This is a genomic window from Peribacillus aracenensis, assembly GCF_025175645.1.
In the GTDB taxonomy this organism is placed as follows: domain Bacteria; phylum Bacillota; class Bacilli; order Bacillales; family DSM-1321; genus Peribacillus; species Peribacillus aracenensis.
In genome coordinates, this window is sequence record NZ_JANZMJ010000010.1 from 29,234 (window position 1) to 53,143 (window position 23,910).

General features: G+C 39.7%; 20 protein-coding genes, 1 other RNA gene and 1 riboswitch. Of the genes, 2 read left to right on the top strand and 19 right to left on the bottom strand.

Features of this window, described 5'->3' with window-relative positions:
- Positions 1-5 precede the first annotated feature (5 nt).
- From N0M92_RS12125 to N0M92_RS12140, 4 genes are all read right to left on the bottom strand, one after another.
- On the bottom strand, positions 6-3,719 hold the full coding sequence (locus tag N0M92_RS12125; RefSeq protein ID WP_260285943.1) for a dynamin family protein: 3,714 nt from the start codon (positions 3,717-3,719) through the stop codon (positions 6-8).
- Between the two features lie 190 nt (positions 3,720-3,909).
- Positions 3,910-4,068: a hypothetical protein gene (locus N0M92_RS12130; RefSeq protein WP_260285944.1), complete on the bottom strand. Its 159-nt coding sequence runs from the start codon at positions 4,066-4,068 to the stop codon at positions 3,910-3,912.
- Positions 4,069-4,217: 149 nt separating this feature from the next.
- Positions 4,218-4,748 (bottom strand): isoprenylcysteine carboxyl methyltransferase family protein, encoded by a 531-nt coding sequence (locus N0M92_RS12135; protein WP_260285945.1) that lies wholly within the window; start codon positions 4,746-4,748, stop codon positions 4,218-4,220.
- A complete protein-coding gene (locus N0M92_RS12140; protein ID WP_260285946.1) occupies positions 4,748-5,836 on the bottom strand; it encodes a type III polyketide synthase in 1,089 nt (362 codons plus the stop codon). The genes N0M92_RS12135 and N0M92_RS12140 overlap by 1 nt, the downstream gene beginning before the upstream one ends.
- 358 nt (positions 5,837-6,194) lie before the next feature.
- Here N0M92_RS12140 and N0M92_RS12145 point away from each other — a divergent pair, with 358 nt between their 5' ends.
- Positions 6,195-6,377, top strand: a complete 183-nt coding sequence (locus N0M92_RS12145) for a hypothetical protein (RefSeq protein ID WP_260285947.1) — start codon at positions 6,195-6,197, stop codon at positions 6,375-6,377.
- A gap of 422 nt (positions 6,378-6,799) precedes the next feature.
- Here the strand turns inward: N0M92_RS12145 and N0M92_RS12150 are convergent, their stop codons facing one another.
- The 13 genes from N0M92_RS12150 to N0M92_RS12210 form a co-directional block, all read right to left on the bottom strand.
- Positions 6,800-8,113 (bottom strand): nucleobase:cation symporter-2 family protein, encoded by a 1,314-nt coding sequence (locus N0M92_RS12150; RefSeq protein WP_260285949.1) that lies wholly within the window; start codon positions 8,111-8,113, stop codon positions 6,800-6,802.
- Complete coding sequence (locus N0M92_RS12155) at positions 8,106-8,705, bottom strand: xanthine phosphoribosyltransferase (RefSeq protein ID WP_260285950.1); 600 nt, start codon at positions 8,703-8,705, stop codon at positions 8,106-8,108. The genes N0M92_RS12150 and N0M92_RS12155 overlap by 8 nt, the downstream gene beginning before the upstream one ends.
- A 160-nt stretch (positions 8,706-8,865) precedes the next feature.
- Positions 8,866-8,967, bottom strand: a riboswitch (purine riboswitch).
- A gap of 259 nt (positions 8,968-9,226) precedes the next feature.
- Positions 9,227-10,744, bottom strand: coding sequence for a carboxypeptidase M32 (locus tag N0M92_RS12160; RefSeq protein WP_260285953.1), 1,518 nt, complete (start codon positions 10,742-10,744; stop codon positions 9,227-9,229).
- 133 nt (positions 10,745-10,877) lie between these two features.
- The gene (locus N0M92_RS12165; RefSeq protein WP_397443842.1) at positions 10,878-12,794 is read right to left on the bottom strand and encodes an ATP-dependent DNA helicase; all 1,917 of its coding nucleotides are present in this window, start codon (positions 12,792-12,794) and stop codon (positions 10,878-10,880) included.
- 224 nt (positions 12,795-13,018) lie between these two features.
- Positions 13,019-13,219 carry a cold-shock protein gene (locus N0M92_RS12170; RefSeq protein WP_034307871.1) on the bottom strand — a complete coding sequence of 67 codons (201 nt, stop codon included), beginning with the start codon at positions 13,217-13,219 and terminating at the stop codon, positions 13,019-13,021.
- Positions 13,220-13,411: 192 nt separating this feature from the next.
- Entirely contained in the window at positions 13,412-14,560 is a 1,149-nt protein-coding gene (locus N0M92_RS12175; protein ID WP_260285955.1) for a THUMP domain-containing class I SAM-dependent RNA methyltransferase, read from the bottom strand.
- 637 nt (positions 14,561-15,197) lie between these two features.
- Positions 15,198-15,587: RNase P RNA component class B (gene rnpB / locus N0M92_RS12180), an RNA gene on the bottom strand.
- Between the two features lie 79 nt (positions 15,588-15,666).
- Complete coding sequence (gene gpsB / locus N0M92_RS12185) at positions 15,667-15,981, bottom strand: cell division regulator GpsB (RefSeq protein ID WP_192205295.1); 315 nt, start codon at positions 15,979-15,981, stop codon at positions 15,667-15,669.
- Positions 15,982-16,184: 203 nt separating this feature from the next.
- The gene (locus N0M92_RS12190) at positions 16,185-16,736 is read right to left on the bottom strand and encodes a DUF1273 domain-containing protein (RefSeq protein ID WP_260285957.1); all 552 of its coding nucleotides are present in this window, start codon (positions 16,734-16,736) and stop codon (positions 16,185-16,187) included.
- Between the two features lie 66 nt (positions 16,737-16,802).
- Positions 16,803-17,309, bottom strand: coding sequence for a CotD family spore coat protein (locus N0M92_RS12195; protein WP_260285958.1), 507 nt, complete (start codon positions 17,307-17,309; stop codon positions 16,803-16,805).
- Positions 17,310-17,758: 449 nt separating this feature from the next.
- Positions 17,759-19,015 (bottom strand): ribonuclease H-like domain-containing protein, encoded by a 1,257-nt coding sequence (locus tag N0M92_RS12200; RefSeq protein WP_260285959.1) that lies wholly within the window; start codon positions 19,013-19,015, stop codon positions 17,759-17,761.
- A 36-nt stretch (positions 19,016-19,051) separates the two neighbouring features.
- Positions 19,052-21,328 carry a DEAD/DEAH box helicase gene (locus tag N0M92_RS12205; RefSeq protein ID WP_260285961.1) on the bottom strand — a complete coding sequence of 759 codons (2,277 nt, stop codon included), beginning with the start codon at positions 21,326-21,328 and terminating at the stop codon, positions 19,052-19,054.
- Between the two features lie 121 nt (positions 21,329-21,449).
- Positions 21,450-22,211 carry an alpha/beta fold hydrolase gene (locus tag N0M92_RS12210; RefSeq protein ID WP_260285962.1) on the bottom strand — a complete coding sequence of 254 codons (762 nt, stop codon included), beginning with the start codon at positions 22,209-22,211 and terminating at the stop codon, positions 21,450-21,452.
- Positions 22,212-22,352: 141 nt separating this feature from the next.
- Between N0M92_RS12210 and N0M92_RS12215 the strand changes: the two genes are divergently transcribed.
- Positions 22,353-22,805 (top strand): Hsp20/alpha crystallin family protein, encoded by a 453-nt coding sequence (locus N0M92_RS12215; protein WP_260285963.1) that lies wholly within the window; start codon positions 22,353-22,355, stop codon positions 22,803-22,805.
- A gap of 68 nt (positions 22,806-22,873) precedes the next feature.
- Here the strand turns inward: N0M92_RS12215 and N0M92_RS12220 are convergent, their stop codons facing one another.
- Together N0M92_RS12220 and N0M92_RS12225 are read right to left on the bottom strand one after the other, a co-directional pair.
- Positions 22,874-23,458 (bottom strand): YppG family protein, encoded by a 585-nt coding sequence (locus tag N0M92_RS12220; RefSeq protein WP_260285964.1) that lies wholly within the window; start codon positions 23,456-23,458, stop codon positions 22,874-22,876.
- A 77-nt stretch (positions 23,459-23,535) separates the two neighbouring features.
- The gene (locus N0M92_RS12225; RefSeq protein WP_192205301.1) at positions 23,536-23,904 is read right to left on the bottom strand and encodes a YppE family protein; all 369 of its coding nucleotides are present in this window, start codon (positions 23,902-23,904) and stop codon (positions 23,536-23,538) included.
- Positions 23,905-23,910: the final 6 nt, after the last annotated feature.

Here is a 23,910-nt window from a genome sequence, read left to right on the forward strand (position 1 = left end):
CGTTTCTATTTCGAATGCATTTTAGCCAATTCCGCTACGGCATTTTCATAATACGGTAAATCGACCGTTTCCTCCAATGCTGCCCGTAAACCTGCAAATATATCCGATATTTCCGTCTTAAACTCTTTTTGAATCTCAAGTAACTCTTGATTGAGGACTTCATTATACATTTCGAAAATCCGTCCGCCCTGCTCTTTTACATATACAAGGGCAGGATCATCTAAACGCTTCTGAAGCCCTTCGCTCATTTTCGCTTTTTCATTTTTTTCAAAGAAAGATTTTGGATTTTTAAATAATGCCAATTCCTTTTTGAATTCCCCCGTATCTAATTGCGCAAAAGCTCCTGTAAATTCAAGGGACTCCCTCTCATTAGGTTCATATGGCTGCAATGAAAGGTTTCTTCTTATTTTTTGCATTTGCAAAAGCAAACTGCTTTGTTTCTCACTCAGTAATTTATTTACGAACATTTCCGTCCTTAAAGCCGTTGCCCGCATTTCCTGGGCAAGGTCAAAGCCTAAAGCATCCAATAAGTTCTTCATAGATTGCTTGAGGACAATTTTCAGATCGCCTCCATCATCTTTTAAAACAGCCGGATTGAACGACTCTTTGAAGAAATCATTAAACCGGAAGAAGACCCGTTGTTTACTATAAAAAGTCAATTCGTCTATCTCTTTTTTCAAACGTTGCTTTTCGGCGTCCCCTTTAATGACTGAGAGGAGTTCCGAAATGGACTGTGCCTCATGAGAAAGGGTTTCCAGGGCATTTCGTTTCGCTTTCTCATCCTGCCTGGAAGCTGTAATTACATCTCGTAGCAGCTCTTCCGTTCTTTTTACAGCCGCTTGAGCCGATTCAATTGCAAGTCCCGTTAAATCGTTTTCTATGAAAGAATCGAATTGACCTTGGAATTCCGAGATTCCGCTATTTGGAAGGAACGAATGCTTAAACGAACCAGGCGTTTGCTTTTCCATCAACGCTCCCTTACTCGTAAGCGGAAACAGTTTTGGAAAACGGATTCCGAATCCATTCAATTGATCTGTGACATAATCCATCACTTCGTCCAATTCGTCAGTGGTTTGTGCCAGATCGACAGCATTGACGATGAAAAACATCTTATCCATAGCGAAAGAATCTTTCACACGGCCAAGTTGTATCAAGAACTCTCTGTCTGCCCGTGAAAATGGGTGATTATAATAGGTCACAAATAGAATGGCATCCGAATTCTTAATATATTCGAAAGCTGCTCCTGTATGTCGTGCATTTATTGAATCGGCCCCAGGTGTGTCAACAAGGACCATCCCCTGTTTTGTCATTTCACAGTCATAACGCAGTTCAATCAGATCTACAAGACATGACTTGGACTCTTCTGCAGCAAAACGTTTAAATCCTTCAAGATCTACCGTAACGACATTTCCCAATTCATTTTGGTACTCGGGCAGCCCTTGATGAAAAGCCCTTAGAAAGGATAAATGGGTTTTCCCCTTATCAACTTCCCCCGCCTTCGCAATGATTTGTCCTGCCAGTTGAAGTGCTTCATCTAGCGTTTTTGCCGATTTATCAAAAGCTGCCAAGGCCAGGCTTACATCTTCCAACAGCATCGCTTGTGTCTTTAGCTTGACGGTTGCCGTTCCATGTGGATGCTCAGCGTCTGAAGCCATGATTTTGTTGATTGCTGCAGTTGTTGGATTTGGTGAAACAGGAAGGACGCTCTCCCCCATCAACGCATTGGCAAAGGAAGATTTGCCCGCACTGAATGCACCGAAAAGCGCAACAGTGAATGTCTGCTGTTCCAAGCGATTTGCCTTCTCTTTCAATTCTTTATAAAGAGATTGAAACCCTCTCAAAGGTTGAATTAGATTGGCAGCCTGTTGTAAACTCGTTGCAGTCTCCATCAGCTTTCCTTTTCCGCGTAAATCAGTAGCAACAGATGAAGAAACAGTCACGGAATGTTCAACTTCCTTGTTTTCTTTATCATGATCCGTTGCAATTTGTTCGTTGACGGACCTTGAATTACTTTCTTTAGCGGTTTTCATGATTTTGACTGTAATATTTTTTTCCTCTTCATTCCATTGGGTTAAAAGCATATCGATATCACGCTCATCGATTAATGATTCAGTTTGATGAGCAATGGCCTCTAATCGTTCCGTTTGGTACTCGATTTCCGCATTCATCGCAGCAGTAACTTTAAGGGCTTCCGCAAATTCGGAAAAACCTTCAAGTTCCTTATCGATGGATATGGACTGCTGTTCCACTATCCCTTCCATAACGGTAATCATATTATTCAAAAATCCTTCTGATACATCACGTGCTTTCTTTTTGATGGCTGATGCCAAATCATTCGTATAGTTTAAAACGTATTCACCAGTAATATCGACTTGAGACTTCAAAGAGTTTTTTATGTAAGATTCCGATACCTCGATTTGAAGTGCCTGTGCCTTACTTTCAAGTGTTGAATCATGGATTTCCGCTTGATTAAGCGTTTTAACGGCTAGTTCTTTAAGATGCCATTCAAGCTGGGTCTTCACCTTTTCTTGTAAATCGGTCAAGAAAGCATTGATACGTGCCTCACGTTCGGCATCCGTTTTTTTCTTGGCAAATAATAGACCCACTTTAAAGTCAGGCTGAGCCGATTCCAAGAAAGATTTACCTAGGTCCCGTGTTGCAGCGGGCATGATGTATGCACCTTTCAAAATGGTTTCTAATGCATCAGCATATTGGACCTTGATTTCCTCTATACGTCCAGTTAATGATTTTTTTTCTTTCAATAGGCTGTCCACCTGATTCGTCAGTTGGATTCGCTCTTCATATGGAAGTTCTGATAATACTTCAAAATCATCGGCGTGTTCCTCTTCATACTGCTCTTTCAGCCAATTAAGATGCCTTTCGACCAGGGCATTAGCCGATTGCATGATGGCATCTTTCCCATCATTTAGACCTTTGCCCGCAATGTCGGATATGAATTGCTTGACCATTTCTATTTCATTTTCGGTATTGTTCAAGTCTCTTACGGATGTATAAAAAATACCATCAGGGTATACATTCCAGTTCGCAAATGCCTCAGAAACGGAAAGCTTGAAGTCTTGAAAGCTAAGCTCGTTCTCATCATGCTTATCGATCATATTGATAATTAAGTATGTCGGTTTTTCAGCCTCTAACAATTCTTTCGTAAATAGGAAGTTCACTTCTGATTGAACGTGATTGTAGTCCATGACATAGAAGACTACATCAGCTAGATGCAAGGCAGATTCCGTAGAAACCCTATGTGCATCGTCTGTCGAATCAATTCCTGGCGTATCCATGATCGCGCATGAATCCGGCAGTGAAAAATCATTGGAACTTATCGTTATTGCCGATACTGAATCTCCATCCTTGGCAAATTTCTTGACCTCTTTAAAATCATATGGTGCAGGAAATAGGACTGGTGGCTGATGATGGTAAAAGACTTTGGCATAGTCTTCACCTTTTTGGACTTTTACTGTATTTGCACTTGTTGGAATAGGGCTTGAAGGCAATACTTGATCACCGAGGAAAAAGTTGATCATACTGGATTTCCCCGCTGAAAAATGCCCGCAAAAAGCAATGATGAACTCTTCGTTATTCACTTTCATGATTAACTGTTTTAGTTTATCGGCATTTCCTGTATCACCTGCCGATTGAAATTTCTCATAAATGGCAGTCAAAATCCCCAATTTGGACTGTTGCTTTAATGTTTCTTGAATCATGAATCCATACCCCTTAATCTATCGTCATTTTGATATTCTTATTGTAAACGATTTCGTTTATTATTCATACCATCAGCTTTATTTTTACTATATGATTCATTACTGGCCATGTTCAAAAAAAAACCACCGATTGGTGGATTCATGCAGTTTGATTCATATTGACTTTGAATGCAAAAAAAAACCAGGATGTTTACCTGGTTGTAGGGGCGGGGTTAAAAGCAGTTCGGTTTTCCATTGGTGACTCGGTAAAAGACTTTACTGCCTTTGCCGGTTTTTGAATATTATTCAATACATGTTTCATCACAAAACCATATGTAGCGATTGTCAATAAAATGAATACCCAAACCATTACCAACACCATCCTCTTATATATTGATTAGCTTTTAGTTGTTAGTTATTAAAATGAATTATCGAAATCCGAATGAGAATAATTTTCATCTTCATTTAGAATCTTATCACGAACGATAATCGTTTTCAATAAGAAATTAAAATTTTTTATTATTTTCCCTTAAAAACCGTAGAATAATCCGTATGTGCCTTTAATGCTTTCTCTTCCAATGGGATTCTTACCATCATCATCCAAACATTCAATAAACTAAAGATGATAGCGGTATAATATGCATTGAATAATAAAGAAATAACCATTATCTCAGTTGCCACTATTATATAGTTCGGATGTTTGAAATATTTATAAGGGCCATTAATGACTACCTCGGCATCAGGAACCACTATGATTTTTGTATTCCAATGTTTTCCCAATGAACGGATTACCCAAATCCTGCCTGACTGTGCAATTAGAAAAAGGGTCAGCCAAATTGGCCATAGTCCAGCCACATCCCTATCAAGCACGGTCACTTCAAAAATGAGACCAATAAAAAAACTAAGGTGCAATAGAACCATCCAACTGTAATGGGACTCACCATATTCCACTGCTCCAGCAGCCTTTAACTGTTTTTCATTTTGTTTGGCGATATATAATTCAAACATGCGCTGTATAGCGATCAAGATAATGAAAATGGTAAAGATCATCACTTCCACCTCATTAACACAAGTTCAGATGAAAACCCAGGCCCCAATGCAGCAGCCAAGCCCACCTCATTTTTATTCCCGCCGCGCTGCATGAACCTCTCCAGGACGTATAAAATAGTTGCTGAGGACATATTGCCAAATTCCCTCAATACGCTCATTGACTCAGCCGTCATGCTTTCATCGAACCCGAGGGCATCGTGATAAGCATCAATTACTTTTTTGCCTCCAGGATGAGCAATGAAATCTTTTATATCCCTGAGATCCAATCCATTCTCCATTAGGAACTCTTGAACATTCGGTTTAAGCCAATCTTTGATGATTGTAGGGATATCTTTTGAAAAAATCACATATAACCCTTGATCTTTAACATCCCAACCCATTACATCCAATGAATTCGGCATTAGCGTGGATTGCGAATTTAAAAATTGCAGATGTCTTGCTTTTTTGGAAAAGTGTGCATCAGGCACCTTATCACCGCAAACCAAAACACAGCTTACTCCATCAGAAAATAAAGAGGTTCCAATTAAATTGCTTTTGGAGATATCATTCCTTTGAAAGGTCAGACTGCATAACTCCACACATAAAACAATGACCTTCGCCGTCGGGTATGCTTGGCAATATTCAAATGCACGCGATAGGCCACTTGCTCCCCCTGCACAGCCAAGTCCCCAAATCGGAATCCTTTTAGCATGCGGGCTAAATGGAAGTTCATTCATTATCCTTGCATCAATGGTCGGGGTAGCAATACCCGTGCTGGAGATATAGAAGAAAGCATCTAGCTCGTTTGCCTGCAGTTCTTCTTTTAAAAATTCTGTGTTGCTTAAGCATTTTTCTATAGCTTCTTTCCCAAAATTGACTGCCTGTTGAATATATAGATCATTCCGATCGGCAAAAGAATGATCCTCTTTAAACCAATCAAGATCATTAGAAAAATATCGATTTTCCACTTGTCCATTCTTAAAGGCTTTAAGTAACCGTTCTATATTCTTAAATGAGGCCCCAAATATTTCTCTCGAAAATTCCATGATTTTCTCCTGTGAAAGTAAATGTGGCAGCTTTATATGTGATGCGGATAATAAATACGGCATGATTGCACCCCTTATTATTCATGATATGGTTAATATACCCACCAAGATATCAATTATGCCATATCGATAAACGGTCATATTTATCGAGGGTTCAGAACATTTTTTCTTTTTTCTTAAAAAACTAGATGAAAAAGACTAAGAAATTGATAACATAGAGAACATGATGATACTAGCGGAGGAACGAAAATGAAATCAACGCTATGATCACAATTCAAGTCCGTTATTCCCTTCCTTTTGGACATTTAAAAGCCGTACCTCAAAAAACAGCCTTTCGAACAGGAATCGATAAGCGTCCTTATTGGCATGACAGGGTATCCGTGGGAGAATAATAAGCAAATTAGGTGAAAACATGTTTTGCATGCCGTTAGAAGGTGAGATGCTTGAATCTTTTGCAGCAGAACTCGGCAACATGCTTGCCGGGAATATCGCCACTTCGTTAGCGGGCGGGGATGCATTTAATGATAGTACCCCACCCACCGTTTTTGTGGGCAATACCAAAATGTATGGGTTCATGAAGCAATCCATTTACCCAGGTCATTAAAGGGCGTAGGTACCCTTCCTATCATCTTAATGATCGAAATGTAATCATGAAATATTAAACCCCCTTACCTAAAATCGGTAAGGGGGCGCTGTCATTCTTCTTTCTTTACAGAAGATTGATTTTGCACTTGAATAATGATATTTTGAAACTCCTCTTTTCCACAAACGCTGCACCTATACTCCTGGCTTAAAATGGTTCGACAATGAATACAATATTTTTTCTCCATCCCTATCACTACTTTCCTGAACATATACTATCAATATATTCAAAAAGTGAAGAGAGTTTCCTTTTATCTGACAAAACTCCAATTTCATTATCCATGAAATGCTACGGCATAAATGAAAAAATGCCTAAAATCCTCATCACCTGAGGATTTTAGGCATTAAATGATTGAATCTATCAAGTACCGAATCTATTTTTAATCAGGCTACTTTTTGCCCTTCAATACGAGCTTCTTTCACTTTCCCTTTTGTAGGGACGATGTTAAAGACGATATTCAAGAAAATGGCTGTCAAACTTCCGGCTACAATACCGTTTTCCGTTAAGATTTGAAAGCTTTCCGGAATTTGCACAAATAGTTCAGGAACGACCGTCACACCAAGTCCCATACCTACTGAACAAGCGATGATCAATAAATTTTCTTGAGAAGCAAAATCCACTTTGCTCAACATCTTAATTCCAGCGGCAATTACCATCCCGAACATTGCAACCATTGCACCGCCAAGCACGGATGAAGGGATAATTGTCGTGAATGCACCAATTTTCGGAACAAATCCTATGAAAATGAGAATGCCCGCTGTTGTGTATATGACATTCCTTGTTTTAATGCCTGACAATTGAATCAGTCCGACATTTTGTGAAAAAGCCGTATACGGAAACGAATTGAACAAACCGCCAATCATGATGGCCAGTCCTTCAGCACGATATCCGCGAGCCAAATCGTCTTCTGATATCTCTTTATCCGTGATTTCACCAAGGGCATAATAAACACCAGTCGATTCCACCAAGCTGACGATCGCCACCAATGTCATCGTAATGATTGCCGTGACGTTAAATGTCGGAGCTCCAAAGTAGAAAAAATGAGGCATATGCAGCCAAGTGGCACTGGCCACTGAGCTAAAATCCACTTTTCCAAGGAAGAAAGCTGCAAATGTTCCGACGATCAGCCCCAATAAAATAGAAATGGAGCGTAGGAATCCCGATGAGAATTTATACATGAATATAATGAATAACAAAGTTCCAAAACCAAGAGCTACATTATTCAAGTCTCCGAAATCAGCAGCACCTTGACCTCCACCAAGATTGTTGATGGCAACAGGAATGAGCGTTATGCCAATAATCAAAACGACAGATCCAGTGACAATGGGTGGGAAAAACCTTGCCAGTTTTCCGAAGAATTTACTAATGATAACGACGATCAATCCAGACACCAATATGGATCCATAAATGGAGTTGATTCCATATTGCGTACCAATTGCAATCATCGGGCTAACTGCAGTGAATGTACAGCCTAGGACGACCGGAAGCCCAATTCCAAAGAATTTATTTTTCCACACTTGCAATAATGTTGCTATCCCGCACATCAAAATGTCTATCGAAACTAAATAAGTCAACTGCGCTGCAGTCAATCCCAGCGCCCCACCGACAATCAATGGAATGACGACTGCACCGGCATACATGGCAAGTACATGTTGTATTCCTAGAGAAGCAACTTTTAAAGGTGATTGATTAGACATTGAGGACTGCTCCTTCCATTTCCTCGGCGAACGTAATCTCACCGAATTTCAACTCAGCAATCCTCGCAAGTGATTCGACTTGAAAACCTTGTTCCCTAAGATCCTTACCACCACTTTGGAATGCCTTTTCAATCACGATGCCGATTCCGGCCACTTCTGCACCAACCTGCTTACAGATTTCCACCAAGCCCCTGGCTGCCTGTCCGACCGCAAGGAAGTCATCGATGATTAAAACCTTATCCCCAGCTTCAATATATTTATTGGAAACCGTAATCGTATTGGTTTCTTTTTTTGTAAAGGAATGAACGGACGCGGTCACTAAATCATTTGTTAAAGTAAGTGATTTACGTTTACGGGCAAAAATTAACGGAACTTCCAATTCCAACGCAGCCATCAAACCAGGACCAATGCCTGAGGATTCAATCGTCAGTACTTTCGTTATTTCCTTTTGTTCGAAACGTTTTACGAATTCTTTACCAATTTCTTTCATTAGTATAGGATCCATTTGATGATTCAAGAATGAATCTACTTTTAAGATATCTTCTGATAAAGCTTGACCTTCGGACAAGATTTTTTCCTTTAAAAGTTGCATGAAGGTTCCTCCCAATCTTGGATGATTATTGACCCATAAACCACGCAATCATTTCCCGGCATATAAAAAGCCCAAGAAACATTGCGGCACTTTTTTGGAGTGAAGCAATACTTCTTGGGCAAGAATGAAAAATGAATCAGCTAAAGCCTTCATTATGCAACAAGATCTATTACTCACCCATAGTCGAATTATTTACGGTAATCCGGTAGAAACTTGCAGGCCATATCCCTGCTATTATACGAGTGAAACTTTATATTTCAGTAATATATGAATTATAACAACGCTGGCTCTATTTGAAAAGGTATTTTTGATAAAAACCGAACTTTCATTTAAAGAATTAAATCATCATTCGTATTATTAGAAAATTGCGAAATCACACAACCAACAGGGTTTTCCTATCAAAAGAAAGAATCACCCCTTCTCCATGTTCCATTTACTGGTATCCTACACGTCACTTTTGCAACTACCCATAAAAAAAAAAGAAGGTCTTGGCATTCAATCCAAGTCCTTCTTCTTTTGATTCATTTGATTTTATAAACTTCTTTATATTTATTTTCAAGATACTTTATTAAATACTGAACATTCAGGCCCTCTCCTGTCGTTTCCTTCAAAATCTCAAGAGGCTTTTTTGTTTTTCCGTATTTATGTATCTTTTCATTAAGCCATTTCCTGATTGGAGCAATATCACCCGCTTCCAACAAGCCATCAAAATTAGGCAAATCTTTAAGCATCGATTGCTTGATTTGGGCTGCATACATATATCCCAATGCATAAGAAGGGAAGTAACCAAAACTGCCATCTGCCCAGTGTACATCTTGCAACACGCCCATGGCATCATTTTCAGGCACAATCCCCAAATAATCCTTGTATTTTTCATTCCAGACTTCCGGCAAATCCTTCACTTCAAGTTCTCCATTAAAAAGAGCCTTTTCCAGTTCATACCGAATCATAATATGTAGGGGATACGTCAGTTCATCTGCTTCAATACGGATGAACGATGGTTTTGATTCGTTAATGCCCCGGTAAAATTCATCCAGTGTCACATCATTGAATTGTTCGGGAGCATATTCTTTTAATAAGGAGAATTTATTTTTCCAGAAGCTATGGTTCCGTCCAATGAAGTTTTCGAAAAACAATGATTGTGATTCATGGATACCCATTGATGTCCCGCCGTCGAGAAGTGTTCCAGTTAATTCTTCGGCGATATTCTGCTCATAAATGGCATGTCCGCATTCATGGATGGTACCAAAAATCGCCCCTCTAAAATCATTTTCATCGTATCGGGTCGTCACCCGGACATCGCCCCTGTTTATTTTAATTTCAAAAGGGTGAACTGTTTCATCCAGCCTGCCAGCCTTGAAATCGTATCCTAGCTGTTTTAAAAATTCCAAGTTCAGTTGATGCTGCTTTTCTTTTGGAAATTCTTTATAAAGGAACGCTGTTTCAGGTCTATGTTCGCTTTCGGCAATCTGTTTTACCAATGGAACGATTCTCGCCCGAAGCTCACTGAATACGCTGTCAAGTATATCTACGGTCATTCCTGGCTCATACATATCTAAAAGGGTATTATATTTCGTCCCTTCATATCCCCAGTACTCTACGAACCTACGGGTATAAGCTACAATTTGCTCCAGATAAGGTTGAAATAATGAAAAATCAGCTTTTTCCCTTGCCTCTTCCCACGCACTTTCAGAACGCGATTGTAAAATGACGAATTCCTTATATTCGTTGACAGGAATTTTCTTATTCCTTTCAAACTCTTTTTTACACTCTTGTACCATTTTATTCGTCGTTTCACTAAGAGTATCTTTCTCCAGCGAAAGTTCGGCAATGAAGGATTCCATTTCTTTACTTGTGCTCATATTAAACACCTCGGAGGAAAGCACGCCGATAACTTCGGAACGCTGCTCAACTCCCTGTTTCGGTGCACCTGTACGTAAATCCCAAAAAATTAACGCGAGAGCTTCATTATAGGCCGAGATTTTCTTTACATATTCTCTAAACTCTTTTTCTATCAGATCGATACCCTTTTTTTTCATATTCACTGCTCCTTCCAACTACACTTTACCATATTATACAAAAGTCTTTCATATCAGAACCACTTCGATTAATAAATTAAAATAAAATAAGAGCCAAGGGGCACCTTGGCTCTTATTTATGACTGGACTTTAGTTAAAGCGTTACAGGAAGAATCGATACAATTTTCTCTTTCACCTGTTCCGAAAGATCCTTTTCAGTCAAAATCTGGACTGTTCCCGAATCATTGCTCGTCCTGATCAATCGCCCTATTCCTTGGCGCAAACGAAGGAGCATGTATGGAAGATCCACTTCTTCGAATGCGTCTGTAACCGAGTTGCGTTTGGCCTCGAAAACCGGATCACGCGGCGGGAATGGAAGGGAGTGTATCACTACATTTTGTAATGAAGGACCTGGAACATCAAGCCCTTCCCATAAATGATAGGAGAAAAGGACAGATTGCTCCTCTTCCTGGAACTTCTTAACAAGCTCGCTGATTTCCGCTTCCCCTTCAAAATAAAATGGATAAGAAGATATTGGGCAGTTTTCCTTGAACCAATGCAATTCCTCTTTTGAATGAAATAATACTAGTGTTCGACCTTCATTTTCCTCGATTGACTTCATCGTATATTTAAGTTTCGCCAATTGATCTCCATTTCCAAAGACTGGCATGTTCATTTTCATGACTTCATCGTAATCAAATGGTGATTCAACGGAGAAGCTGTCATACTTTTCTATCCCTAAACTATCTGCAATATATTGGAAGGATTTATTATCCGATAATGTTGCCGATGAAAAAATGTACGGGATTTTTTTAGAGAATACCTGTTCAGACAGAATATCCTGTACAAGCCTTGGCATGATGACCAATGTTTTGGTCATTTCATTTTCTTCAAACCAGGAAACGGCCTGTTCATCCTTCACAAATAGAGAAAGGGAGTAGCCAAGCTGCTCTAAATACTCTTCCGTCACTTTTAAATCATAATCATTGATCGTGTACATTTCCGCTTCAAAAACAAGGTTCTCCTCTAGCTCTTCAACCTTTTTGTGAAGCTTTTGGGCGAAGCTTGTTATTTCTTTGGACATCGGAATTTCATAACGATTAGATCCGCTGACATGAATCGCTTTTTCATCCAACAAATCAAAAAATTCTTCATTGATATCAATTAAATCCTCAATGATGTATAAAGTTTCTTCACGAACCTGATTGGCTGTAAGCAATTCTAAAACCGAAGCAAGGGTCTGTTCCCCAACTTTATACGTTAACGCCTTTTGAGCTGCAAATTCCAATAGGTGACCTTCATCAAAGACAACGCAGCTATGATCAGGCAGCAATGGTAACTGACCTTCACGCTTACGCTTTTCCTTAGTCCATACATGCTCCATGAAGAAGTCATGTGAACAAATGATCAAATCACTTGATTTTCGGTAGTGGTCCCGTGATAGGGTTTGCCCACAACGATGGCGTTTATCACAAGTAAAACAGTTTTGGAGCTGATCCCAGCCAACTTTAGACCAGTCTTCATCATTTAAATATGGATACTGTTTACGGTCCCCATATGCTGTATAGGCGTTCATGGATGAGTTATCATGGACAAACTTGGGAAGTTCATCATATAGCTGATCTATTCCCTCGGAATCTTCGTGATTCACTGCGTAATCCAATTTCTTAAGACATACATATTGATCGTGATACTTGGCAAGCCGAACATCCACTTCAATACCTAAAGCATTCTTGATTTTTTGGATGTCGCCTTCCTCTTTGACAAGCTGTTCAATCAACGTTTCATCCGCACACGAAATAATTGCAGGTTTATTCGTATATCTCGCATAACAAATCGCATATAGTAAATAGACCAAAGTCTTACCGGTCCCTACCCCTGCTTCAGCAAAACTTACATTCTTTTCTTTAAAGGCTTTTTCTAACTGAAAAGCCATGAAGATTTGTTCGTCGCGCAGCTCAAATCCTTTTTCGGGAAGAATATCGTAAAAAACATCACCGATCCATTCTGAAAGCTTATCGTAAAAAGAATCTTCCTTTGTTACCGAAAAAGGCAGTGTTTTAAGCATCATGGTCTCCCCTTTTATCTATCATCAGTATATAGTATCCGAATCATTACAATCTTAGGCAAAAGTATATTATCCTTTATTTCACATTAATAGTCAAGATATTTACCAACCATCAGAAATGAAGCGTATTTTGTATGTTTTTCTATGTATGCTGCCTGGTTGCCCGATTCGTAAAATAAAAGACAGGCTCCAAAAGAGAGCCTGTCTGTAAATAATATAGGGTTGAATTAAGCTTTGTTTACGTTTGATGCTTGTGGTCCACGTTGACCTTGTTCTACATCAAATGTAACGTCTTGGCCTTCTTCAAGTGTTTTGAAACCTTCGCCTTGGATAGCTGAGAAATGTACGAATACATCGTCTCCACCTTCACGTTCGATGAATCCAAAACCTTTTTCTGCGTTAAACCATTTTACTTTACCTTGTTCCATTTTTGTTGCCTCCTAGTGTGTTCTCCACACATTATATTACTATCCTTGCTCAAAAAATATTAAGGTATTCCTTAAATTTGAACAAAAATAATTCATTATTAGAATAACAGAAAAGGAAATGATAAGCAAGACTGGAACCTATTATGAATAAATCGTCCTGAGTATCAAATTCCTCCGTTATATTCTACCTACTTATTCTCCTTGAGGCTGTCTTGGCGGCCTTTTCCCCCAATATTGATAAAGGTCAGCACGGATGAAACCGTTGAACAATTTCCTTTTTTTCGTTGCAGGCTTACCGTAATGCTGTTCGAAGTCAGGATTGGAGGTAATCATGTATACTGACCATGTATCAAGCTTCTTGAAAGCTTGGCCCATTTCTCTATACATCTGCTCAACTGCTTTTTTCTCACCAAGCCGTTCTCCATAAGGCGGGTTCCCGACAATGACACCATACTCTTTCCTTGTCGAGATATCCCTCACCTGCATTTGTTTAAATTCAACCAGATCACCAAGACCTGCTTCAAAACTATTCGCTTTAGCTATATCGACCATTCGATGGTCAATATCGCAACCGGTTATGTCCAAATACTGATCATAATCGGCTAAATCTTCAGCTTCAATCCGTGCTTCATCCCAAACCTTTCTATCCATCCATGCCCAATTTTCAGATACGAATTCCCGGTTAAACCCAGGTGCTATGTTCTGCCCAATTAAGGCTGCCTCGATGGGAATCGTTCCAGACCCACAAAATGGATCTATGAAAGGTTTATCCGGTTTCCAATTGGTCAGCATGATTAAGGCAGCCGCCAATGTTTCTTTAAGGGGTGCCTCCCCCTGCCCTGTCCGATACCCCCGTTTATGCAAACCTGCACCTGAAGTATCTATGGTAAGTGTCACTACATCTTTTAAAATAGATACTTCAATTTTAAACAAAGGACCAGTCTCTGCAAACCAAGACACTTGCTTATATTTACTTTTCAATCTATCAACAATCGCCTTTTTGACAATAGCCTGACAATCAGGGACACTGTAGAGCTTTGACTTAACGGATTTTCCACTAACAGGGAACTCTACATCAGCTGATAAGTAATCTTCCCAATTCAATGCCTTTGTTTTTTCAAACAACTCATCAAATGAATATGCTTTAAATTCCGCAACTTTAATTTTCACCCTATCGGCACTGCGCAGCCATAAATTAGAGCGGGCAATGGCGGATTGGTCGCCTTTATATGTGATTTTACCATTTTCGACTTGACAATCGTAACCAAGGTCCCTAACCTCCTTGGCAACAATTGATTCCAATCCCATTGCTGATGTTGCGATAATATCGAATTGTTTCATTAATCTTGCACCTTCTTTCCATTAATCCAAATCAATGGCACCTTTTCCCGAATTTCTTCATTTATGTATTTAAGAATCAGGCATTGATTTTTTACATATAAACCTTTTTTAAAAGGTCCACCGCTTTTTTATATTTCAGTTAGAATTCTTCATTGTTTGCTTAGCTTATTTTATGATCATGTAGCAAGGACATGAAATAAAGCACTACTCAATTATCCATATACCTTAAGATACACGCTGCAATCATACGATTGAAATCATCGAAACCGATTATGTATGCTTCCCATCATTATCCTAATATTTGAAGTTTTCCATATTGATACCTTCATTTTAAAGCTAACAGAAGTGTTAAGGAACCTTTTAAAAATAGGATGCCCAGAATCAAGGAATGCTTTACATTCCGACACTATTTTTTAAAAGTGTTACCGAATGACTTCATTCGAACCCATTTTCTTTCCGACTGACACTTTTCGAAATGGAATGAAAAACTTGCCAAGTTCTTAGTTTAACACAGCGGTGTTTCAGAAAACGAAAAATAAATGGAAATGCCCAATCTTTTTTTATAATCAGGCAATCTCCATAAACAAAAACTCCCCTTTTAAAAGGAGAGTTGTGCTTTTGGTGTAATATGATAACGTTCTGTAAGCCATGTTTTGTTCCTCAGTACTGCAAGCGACTCGCGTCTCGTACTTCGGCGGTAATCATCTATCTACAGAAGCATATGCCTCTGTCCTTCTCCTCGTTCAATTCCAAGGAAGAAAGCGCCCCTACCATTAATTTGGGTTTCTCGCTCGTGGGGTTTACCTCGTTCCACCCTTTACATTTCTGTAAAGGCTACGTCACTGTGGCACTTTTATAGGTATTCATGCCATATCCAAAAGGACTTAGGCATTTTCCCAGCCGTCAACAATCCAAGATTGCTGCCCAAGCTTATTTTTTCGCCAGGCACGAACACTACGGACATCGCAGTCCGTGCGAGCATGGACTTTCCTCTACTGCATAAATGCAGCAGCAATTACCCAAACGTTAACATAACATAATTGATTATACTCCATTACTCATGAAAAAACAATACCAAAATAATTTTTAACTTTTACAATGTAATCTTAGTCAAAAAGCTTGTTACCAAAAACATGCTTTTCCAAGTTTGATAACCGTTTAAGGATGTCAAAGTTAGTGGTTCCCGGAGTGGCACTAGGAGCAGCAGGTTGATTTGGACGTTTTGTACTCTCTTCGGCTTGTTTTTTCAATTTAAGATTTTCTTGTTTAAGATCTTCGATTTCCTGATGGAACACTTCATAATCTTTAATGATCAAATCAAGGAATTGATCCACATCTTCAGGTTTATAACCGCGCATGGCTGTTTTAAAATCTTTTTCAAGAATATCTTTAGCCGTTAATTTTATCTTATCGGATAGCATAAGACTTCACCTCAATACTTTCGCCAATACAATGGACTTTTTATTATTTTTTCAAATCTGCTTGGGTTTGTCAACGAAACACCTTTTTTGTATGCATACTGTTTAGTGAACGTTATGTATTCCCATTAAATCTGTATCTAAATTTCATAATAATATGATTATGCTTTAGAAACAACTTTTAATCCATAATTATTTTCACTCCATCATTCTTCGGACCAGCTCGCTTCTTCCGCAGCCATTTGTAGGTCATCAAAGTTTATCTGAAAGATGGGGTATGGCTGTGTTTCGGCTTTTTTCATCGCCTCGAAATAAGGATATCGGGATGATCCTTCTTTTTCAGCCTCGAAAATGATGAGCATGGCATCGCTTTTATGGACCATATACTTGTTTTTGATTTTCAGTTGTTGTGGCCCTTCATATGGTTTATTGAATATGGACTCAACAAAATCGGCACGGGCCAATATGGATCGGTAATAGTCTTGATTCGTCTCGTTCCATGACTCTTCCTGTTTCAGGAAAGGGGTAAGGACTCCTAATTTAAGCTGAGGATATTCCTCCTGTAATTCGAACACCACTTCTGCCCCCCATAGCTCCGTACCCAATTGACCTGAGATGATCACCCATTCCAGCCCATCTTCCGCCAGTGGAAGGAGACGCTGCTTCATCGCTTTCTTTATATATTTTACGGCTTCATGGTCATTTTTGAATATCCCGAATTCAAAAGCCTTATAGCCCGTCATATACAAAACCTTCATAGCTTGACTAGTCTCCTTTATCATGATTATGTAAGAAAATAAGGGCTTAATAAGCCCCTTATTTTTTTAATATCCGAAATGTCCAGGCGGACAGCATGGGTTTTGCGGCGGCCTTCCACAAATCAAGTGTTGATTATAGCACTCGTTCACCACGGATTGAGTATGCGGGAAATAATGTTTAAACGTGTTCACATGTTTATTGACATTTGTAGTATGTGATGGATGAACGACAGGAATCACTGTGTTCGATACATTCGTATTGACAAATTGCTGTGTCGGAGAGACTTGCGCTGGGGCAACTTGAGATGGAAATGTTTGTGTTGGACCATATTGCGCTGGAGACACAGCAGATGGACCATATTGCGCTGGAGACACAGCCGATGGACTATAGGCTCCCATTACGTTGGACTTTTTACCGGTTGACGCTCCCATTACGTTATGGGGGTGTTTGCCGGTTGCTGCGCCCATTACGTTATGGGGGTGTTTACCGGTTGATGTGCCCATTACTCCAGGTGCGTTCCCGTATGCTCCCATTACATTGGGTTTATTTCCTCCACTATTACGAAAATACATTTATAATACGTCCCCTTTCATGATAAGTTTAGTCTTACCATTACAGAATATGAAAAAAAGGGGATACGTGTACTGATGAAATGACCTAATTATACAGAATAAGTATAAAACGATGTATGGCTGTCGATAAAGTACACTATTATATTTATGCTATCCCTTCAAATGTACTGGGTAATTTTCTATAAAAAGGAATAGAGACTGTCTTTTAAAGAAGTAAATAATACAATCGTTAAACAAAGGACAACAAAAAATAGAAATAAAGTCGTTTTATACATTTCTTCGCTCCGCTTTCACCTTGAATTTATGATGTAAAGGAATGAAATGAACGCTTCAGAATTTCACCCTCAACTCTTTCCATTTTACACATAATAGTTGAAGGCTACAATAATTGTATACATATTTTTTATTTTCAGCCTTTTGCACTAACAGAGCCATTAATTTCCCATATATTATATAGAAATAGCCTTAGATTGCTCTTTCTTTTCGAGCCGATGAATCCTCTTTTCCAATTCCAACTGTTTTTTCCTTGATAGGGTCCCTTCGCTTACCATCTCTTGAAGTGCGATTATTGAACATTTAAGAGCAAGTCCGACGTCCTTAAATTGATGTTCGTATAATTTTGCACATTCAATCTGTGCCTGTATCCTTATTTGCACATTTCCTTTTAAGGCGGCTTCCTTCCAAATTTCCAAAGCTTCATTGAATAGTTTTTGCTTCTTTTTCTGGAAGGCTAAGGCATGGCCAGCGATTATCCGATCTTCCTCATTTCCTGCTTCCAATATTTTTTGATATGTCTCAACTGACTCCTCCTTTTTTCCCAAATAAGCGAGCCATCGTGCAATTTCCATGGACTCTTCCGTATATCCATCGATTTGGAGGATTTTTCGGGACAAATGAATATACAATGTGATCAATGATAAGATATCCAATTCATTATGCTTCATGATTCCAAACAGAATTTCCGGATTCTTCCGCTCAACAAAATCAAAATAAATCATCGGCGCCAAATATCCAGGAATATCATCCTCCCTATAAACACCTAGAATATCTGTTTCGACCGCTGATAATTTCACTCGTTCCAATTTGTTTTTCCAAAGGCGTCTTGAAGCATGATATAAATCGAAATGTCCGAATTCCGGTAGTTTCGGTACATGCTCTTTTATCAAGGTATGTCTGGTTTTTAACTGGGGCCAATCAAAAGATTTACCATTATATGTGACAAGCGTTTCGTAATTGATGTTTTCCAGAAAGCTTTGATAAAGCGGGATTTCACTTCCAGGCTGCGGAAGGATATGTTGCTTCACGACTACTTCTTCACCTTCTAAATAAGCATAGCCAAGTAAAAAAATGGTATTGCCGGTTCCCCCTCCAAGCCCTGTTGTTTCCGTATCGAAGAAAAACAGATCTTCACTTTTAACGCCCCTAGCGGATAGTGGATGCTCCAATGAAGTTTGATTCCACTCTTTTACAACCTTTTTCAGCTCGGAAAATGCATATAACCCGTGTTTGTGATTTATAGGGTAGCGGACTTCCCTAATGAAACAATAGTCACCATCGAAGTGAAAGGAAACGGTATCGTTCTCCAGCCACTTTTCATAGTAAGGAATTTCTTCATTCACTGTCCGGTCATCTTCTTCAACGGGAGAAGGATGTTTCCCTAGGTTCATATGCGTTTTCATACGGTTCAATTTATTTTTTAATGACATGAAATTACACCTCTTTTCACTTATCTCTGCGATTTATTAATGTTTTTGCTTACAAAATTGACCCAATAATTGTTTGGCATCACTCTTGGCTGTTTTCGTTGCGGATTCCGTCCCGATACAGGAAGGACAGCCGCTTTCACAAGCGCAATTTTCAATCATTGATATTGTTTCAAGCAGAATGACTTCAGAATTTTCATATACTTTATCACTTAACCCTATACCTCCCGGATAACTATCATAGATAAAAATGGTCGGTTTTTCATTATGTGCTGCCTTAACCTGCGGATAAACATGAATATCATGCGGATCGCACATAACATGTAGTGGAATCATGTAATTAAGAGCATGGGAGGCACCTATCATTCCTTGTTCTATCCGATTTTCGTCCCACTTAAATATATCGGGATCCATGGAAAGCATGGCTGAACTCGTGTGCAGTTCCATCTCCGGGAGACTGATTGGTCCTGAACCAATATTCTCATGGGTTTCGAATTTGATTTTTTTGAAGATCGTAGGCATCGCCCGGATTGCAACATCACCAAAAGCAGCTGCCGTGGAAGCGAAAGTTCGCTGTTTATCGACTTCCAATACAGACAACTGAACGGCAAGGTTAGCATCCGTATAATAGTCCACATTGACTTCACGTACATAAGCTTTCTTTTCATCCCAATCAAGTTCTTCCACCTGAAATTGAATTCCCTGGTGCAAATAAATGGCTTCATCGTGGAGGAGTGTCATTGCACTGAACGTATCCATTTCCCCTATGACCCGATTAACCGGTGCATTCGTTTGATCGATGATCACGACATTTTCCTGTGCCGCTGAACGCAGGCTGATATTGCTTGCTGGAAAAGCATCATTCATCCAATGCCATTTGTCCCCATTTAAGTGTAAGACCCTTTCTTCCGTAAGGAATTCAAGAACGTCCACAATCTCTGTTTCCCCAAAGGTATCGCCTTTTTTAAATGGAAGCTCATATGCTGCACATTTTACATGATCAACCAAAATCAAAAGATTATCTGGATTGATTCTTGCAGTTTCTGGATTTCTGGTAAAGAAATATTCGGGATGCTGTACGATATATTGATCAAGGGCACTGGAACTGCCGACCATGATGATCAATGCTTCACCATGCCTTCTTCCTGCTCGTCCCGCCTGCTGCCATGCACTCGATATGGATCCAGGATAACCAGTCATTATGCAAACCTGAAGCTGGCCGATATCGACGCCCAGCTCAAGTGCATTTGTGGAAACCACTCCATAAATGGAACCATCCCTGAGACCTTGTTCAATTTCTCTGCGCTGTGTTGGCAGATATCCACCGCGATAGCCCCTGATCGATTTTGGCCCCAATTGCTTTGACACAAGTTCCTGTAAATATGTCAATAGAATTTCCACACGAACCCTGCTTCGCGCAAAAACAATCGTTTGAATTTTATTTTTCAAAAATTCATTTGCCAGTTTCCTGACTTCCAAAACCGCGCTCCTTCGTATGTTCAGCGGTTTATTTACTATTGGGGGATTGTAAAACACAAAATGCTTTTTCCCACTTGGGGCTCCGTTATTATCGATAAGGACCATTTGTTTTTCCGTGAGCTCTTCTGCCAATTCTTTTGGATTATTGATCGTAGCGGAAGTACAAATGAATACAGGGTCGCTTCCATAAAACTTGCAAATCCTTTTTAACCTTCTTATGACGTTGGCTGTATGACTACCGAAAACGCCGCGGTAGATATGAAGTTCATCTATTACCACATACTTCAAGTTTTCAAACAAAGAGACCCATTTCGTATGATGAGGCAGGATTCCGGAATGGAGCATATCAGGATTGGTGATCACGATATGCCCTGCCTGGCGGATTTTTTGCCTGATATTTGAAGGTGTGTCCCCATCATATGTATAACTATTTATTTCAGCATCCATTTCATGAATCATTTCATTCAATTCGCTTTTTTGGTCATAACTCAGCGCTTTTGTCGGAAAAATATAAAGCGCCCTTGTTTTTTCATCTTCCAGTATTTTTTGAAGGACCGGCAAGTTATAGCATAATGTTTTTCCAGAAGCTGTAGGTGTGACCGCTACAAGGCTATTGCCACTGACAGCAGTATCAAATGCTGTTGCCTGATGGCTATACAATCCATTTATCCCCCGTAATTCAAGAGCATGTTTGATTTTATCATTCATTGCATCGGGAAAAGGTACATGTTTTGCCTCTTTTGCTTCAATTACTTGCCAATGCACTATATTATCTTTAAAGTCTTCATTTATTTTTAAATCATTGATGACTTCTTGTAAATTTTTTCGCAGTTTCATATAACCACCTCATACGTCTATTCTACCGAATGAACGTTCTATGCAAAAGGGAAACTATTTCCTTTTCAAAAAAAAAAGCTGGAAACGTCACTATCTCGTTTCCAGCTCGGCCTTTTTTCATTTAATCCTTCTCAACAAAGCGAATGATTTCTTCAATTAGTCTGCTTGGAGCTTCCAACATTCCCATATGGCCGCTGCCCTTAAGTATAACTTCATTGATATGGCTCCCTTTCACAGAAAAGGTTTTATCAGCGGGAATCACCTTATCCTGTTCACCTGCAACCAATAGGACAGGCAACTTCGTATTTTTGAGAACATGATTTCTGTCTATTCTGTTCCTCATGGCATGTAAAGACCCTATCGCACCAATTTCACTTGTTTTATATCCGATTTCCTTTATATGGGCAATATTGGGATCATCGGAATTAGCGAATAGCTTTGGTATAAGTCCGTCAATGAAAGCGGGGATTCCTTCACTTTCGATTTTCTCGACAGATTTTAAGCGCCCCGCCTTTCCTGTCTCATCGTCCGGGAAAGCGGTGGAATGTACCAATGAAAAACCAGACAATTTCCCAGGAAACCTTTCTGCGAATGCCAAGGTGACATATCCCCCAAGCGAATGACCAAACATATAGACCTGCCCGATTTCCAGTTCTTCCAAAAATGAAGCAATATCAGCAGCCATATCTTCAATCGAGAAAGATCCCCCTATTTCCTCACTTGCACCATGCCCCCGTAAATCAACGGCAATAATCCTGTATTCACCCTTTAATTCAGCAATGATGTCACTCCAATATTCATGGCTTCCGCAAAATCCATGGATAAACAACAAAGTTTCTTCACCTTTCCCGGTATCTATGTAGGAAAGCTTGCTATCTGTCATAATAATCCCTCATTTCCTTTACTAATCATTCAGTAACGTTATTCCCTATAGACCTGTATCTGAAACCCAACAGTGCATTCACATTTCTTCATTCCTCACATAGCCTATAGGCAAAGGAATTTTTTAGAAAGGAGCACCGTGATGACCTCTTCTGAAAAAAATAACAATCGGAATCGAATAGAACCCTTTTCCCATTTCATTAACAAAATGGATCGGTTGTTTTCCGAGAGGCCCCCTAAAGGCATGCTGCAATCTCTTGACGATTTCTTCGGTTCGGCGAAAGAACGCAGCTTTCCGGTTGATGTTCACGAAACGCATTCAGAATATACCGTTACTGCCACCTTGCCCGGAATTGGACGCAGCCAAATATCAATTGATGTACTGTCCCATGCCGTAACCATATCTGCAAAGCATGTAGGTAGAAAGCATAAAAATCAAGGAATGTTCCAAAAGGAAGTTACAACCGGTACATTATCAAGAACCATTTCCTTTCCAAAGCCGATTGATGAAGCCAAAGTGACCGCGCGACATCGCGATGGCATCCTCACGCTTAACCTACCCAAGGTCAGGGGAAATCGGATTGAAATTCATTAGGCATGAATAAAAGCAGACTTAAAAAAGTGGCTGGTCACTTATAAGTCTGCTTTTCCTTTATTCACTATTTACGCTTTGAAGAAGCCCCCTACTCCTTTGACCATAGAAGATACTTGAGAAACAGTATTCATCATTTGTCCGGCTGTGTTCATCATCTTCGTTATATCCATGGAGCCATCTTGTGTTTTGAATTGATTCATGACCGATTTGAAACCCGATGGCTGGGGTTTTTGCATGAACTGCTGCTTAGGATATGGATTATGGGCCTGCTGCTGACTTTGCGGAGGTCTTTTAGCTGGCTGTAACGGATTGGCGAACGGACTAAAAGCTTGCGGCTGCTGATTGGATTGGGTCGGGTACATTTGTGCCAGCGGCTGCATTACACTGTTGCCCGGATAAGCACCCACAGGCATCGCCTGCTGCTGGACTTGTTGAAATGGATGATAGGCCGCCTGTTGATAAGGATCATGATATGGTGTCATATAGCCCCCTGTATCCTGTTGATGATATGGATACATAAATGATTGTTCATGATTATGATTATTTGGCGGAGGATACGGCATTGGCTGTTGGTACCCTCCCCAATATTCCGGCATTGGTTGAGGAAACTGTCCTTGATTTGGGGAGATTTGGTTAAAACCGGATCTCATCATGTCAATGAGCCCTCCTCTTTTTTCATTACATGGTTCTGATAATATATGAAAAAAGAGGGAATAAAGTGTAGGTGTTTTTATGATAAAATCCGATCGATTTCCGTTTTTACATTATTAAGGATGAATTCGACCGATTGGACGTGGCTTTTAAATCGCTTATAACTTGTTTTAGGAAAAAATGCCTGAACGGCCACATCAGAAAGGTTATGGGCGGTTTGTTCGATTTGCTCGGGGAAAAGATGCCTGAAATCGGTTTCTTTCATCCACTCCTTCATTCCGGTTTCCCATTCGATACATGCGGTCCTGACCAGGTCAGCAAACGGCTTGACCTCCGAAAAGAAATCCTTTTCCTTCCCTTCCTTACGTACACCCTCATAAATCTCATCAGCTTTGTCTGTATATTGTATTAATTGTTCTGTTAATAGCTGCATTTTTTCTTTTTGCACATTAAA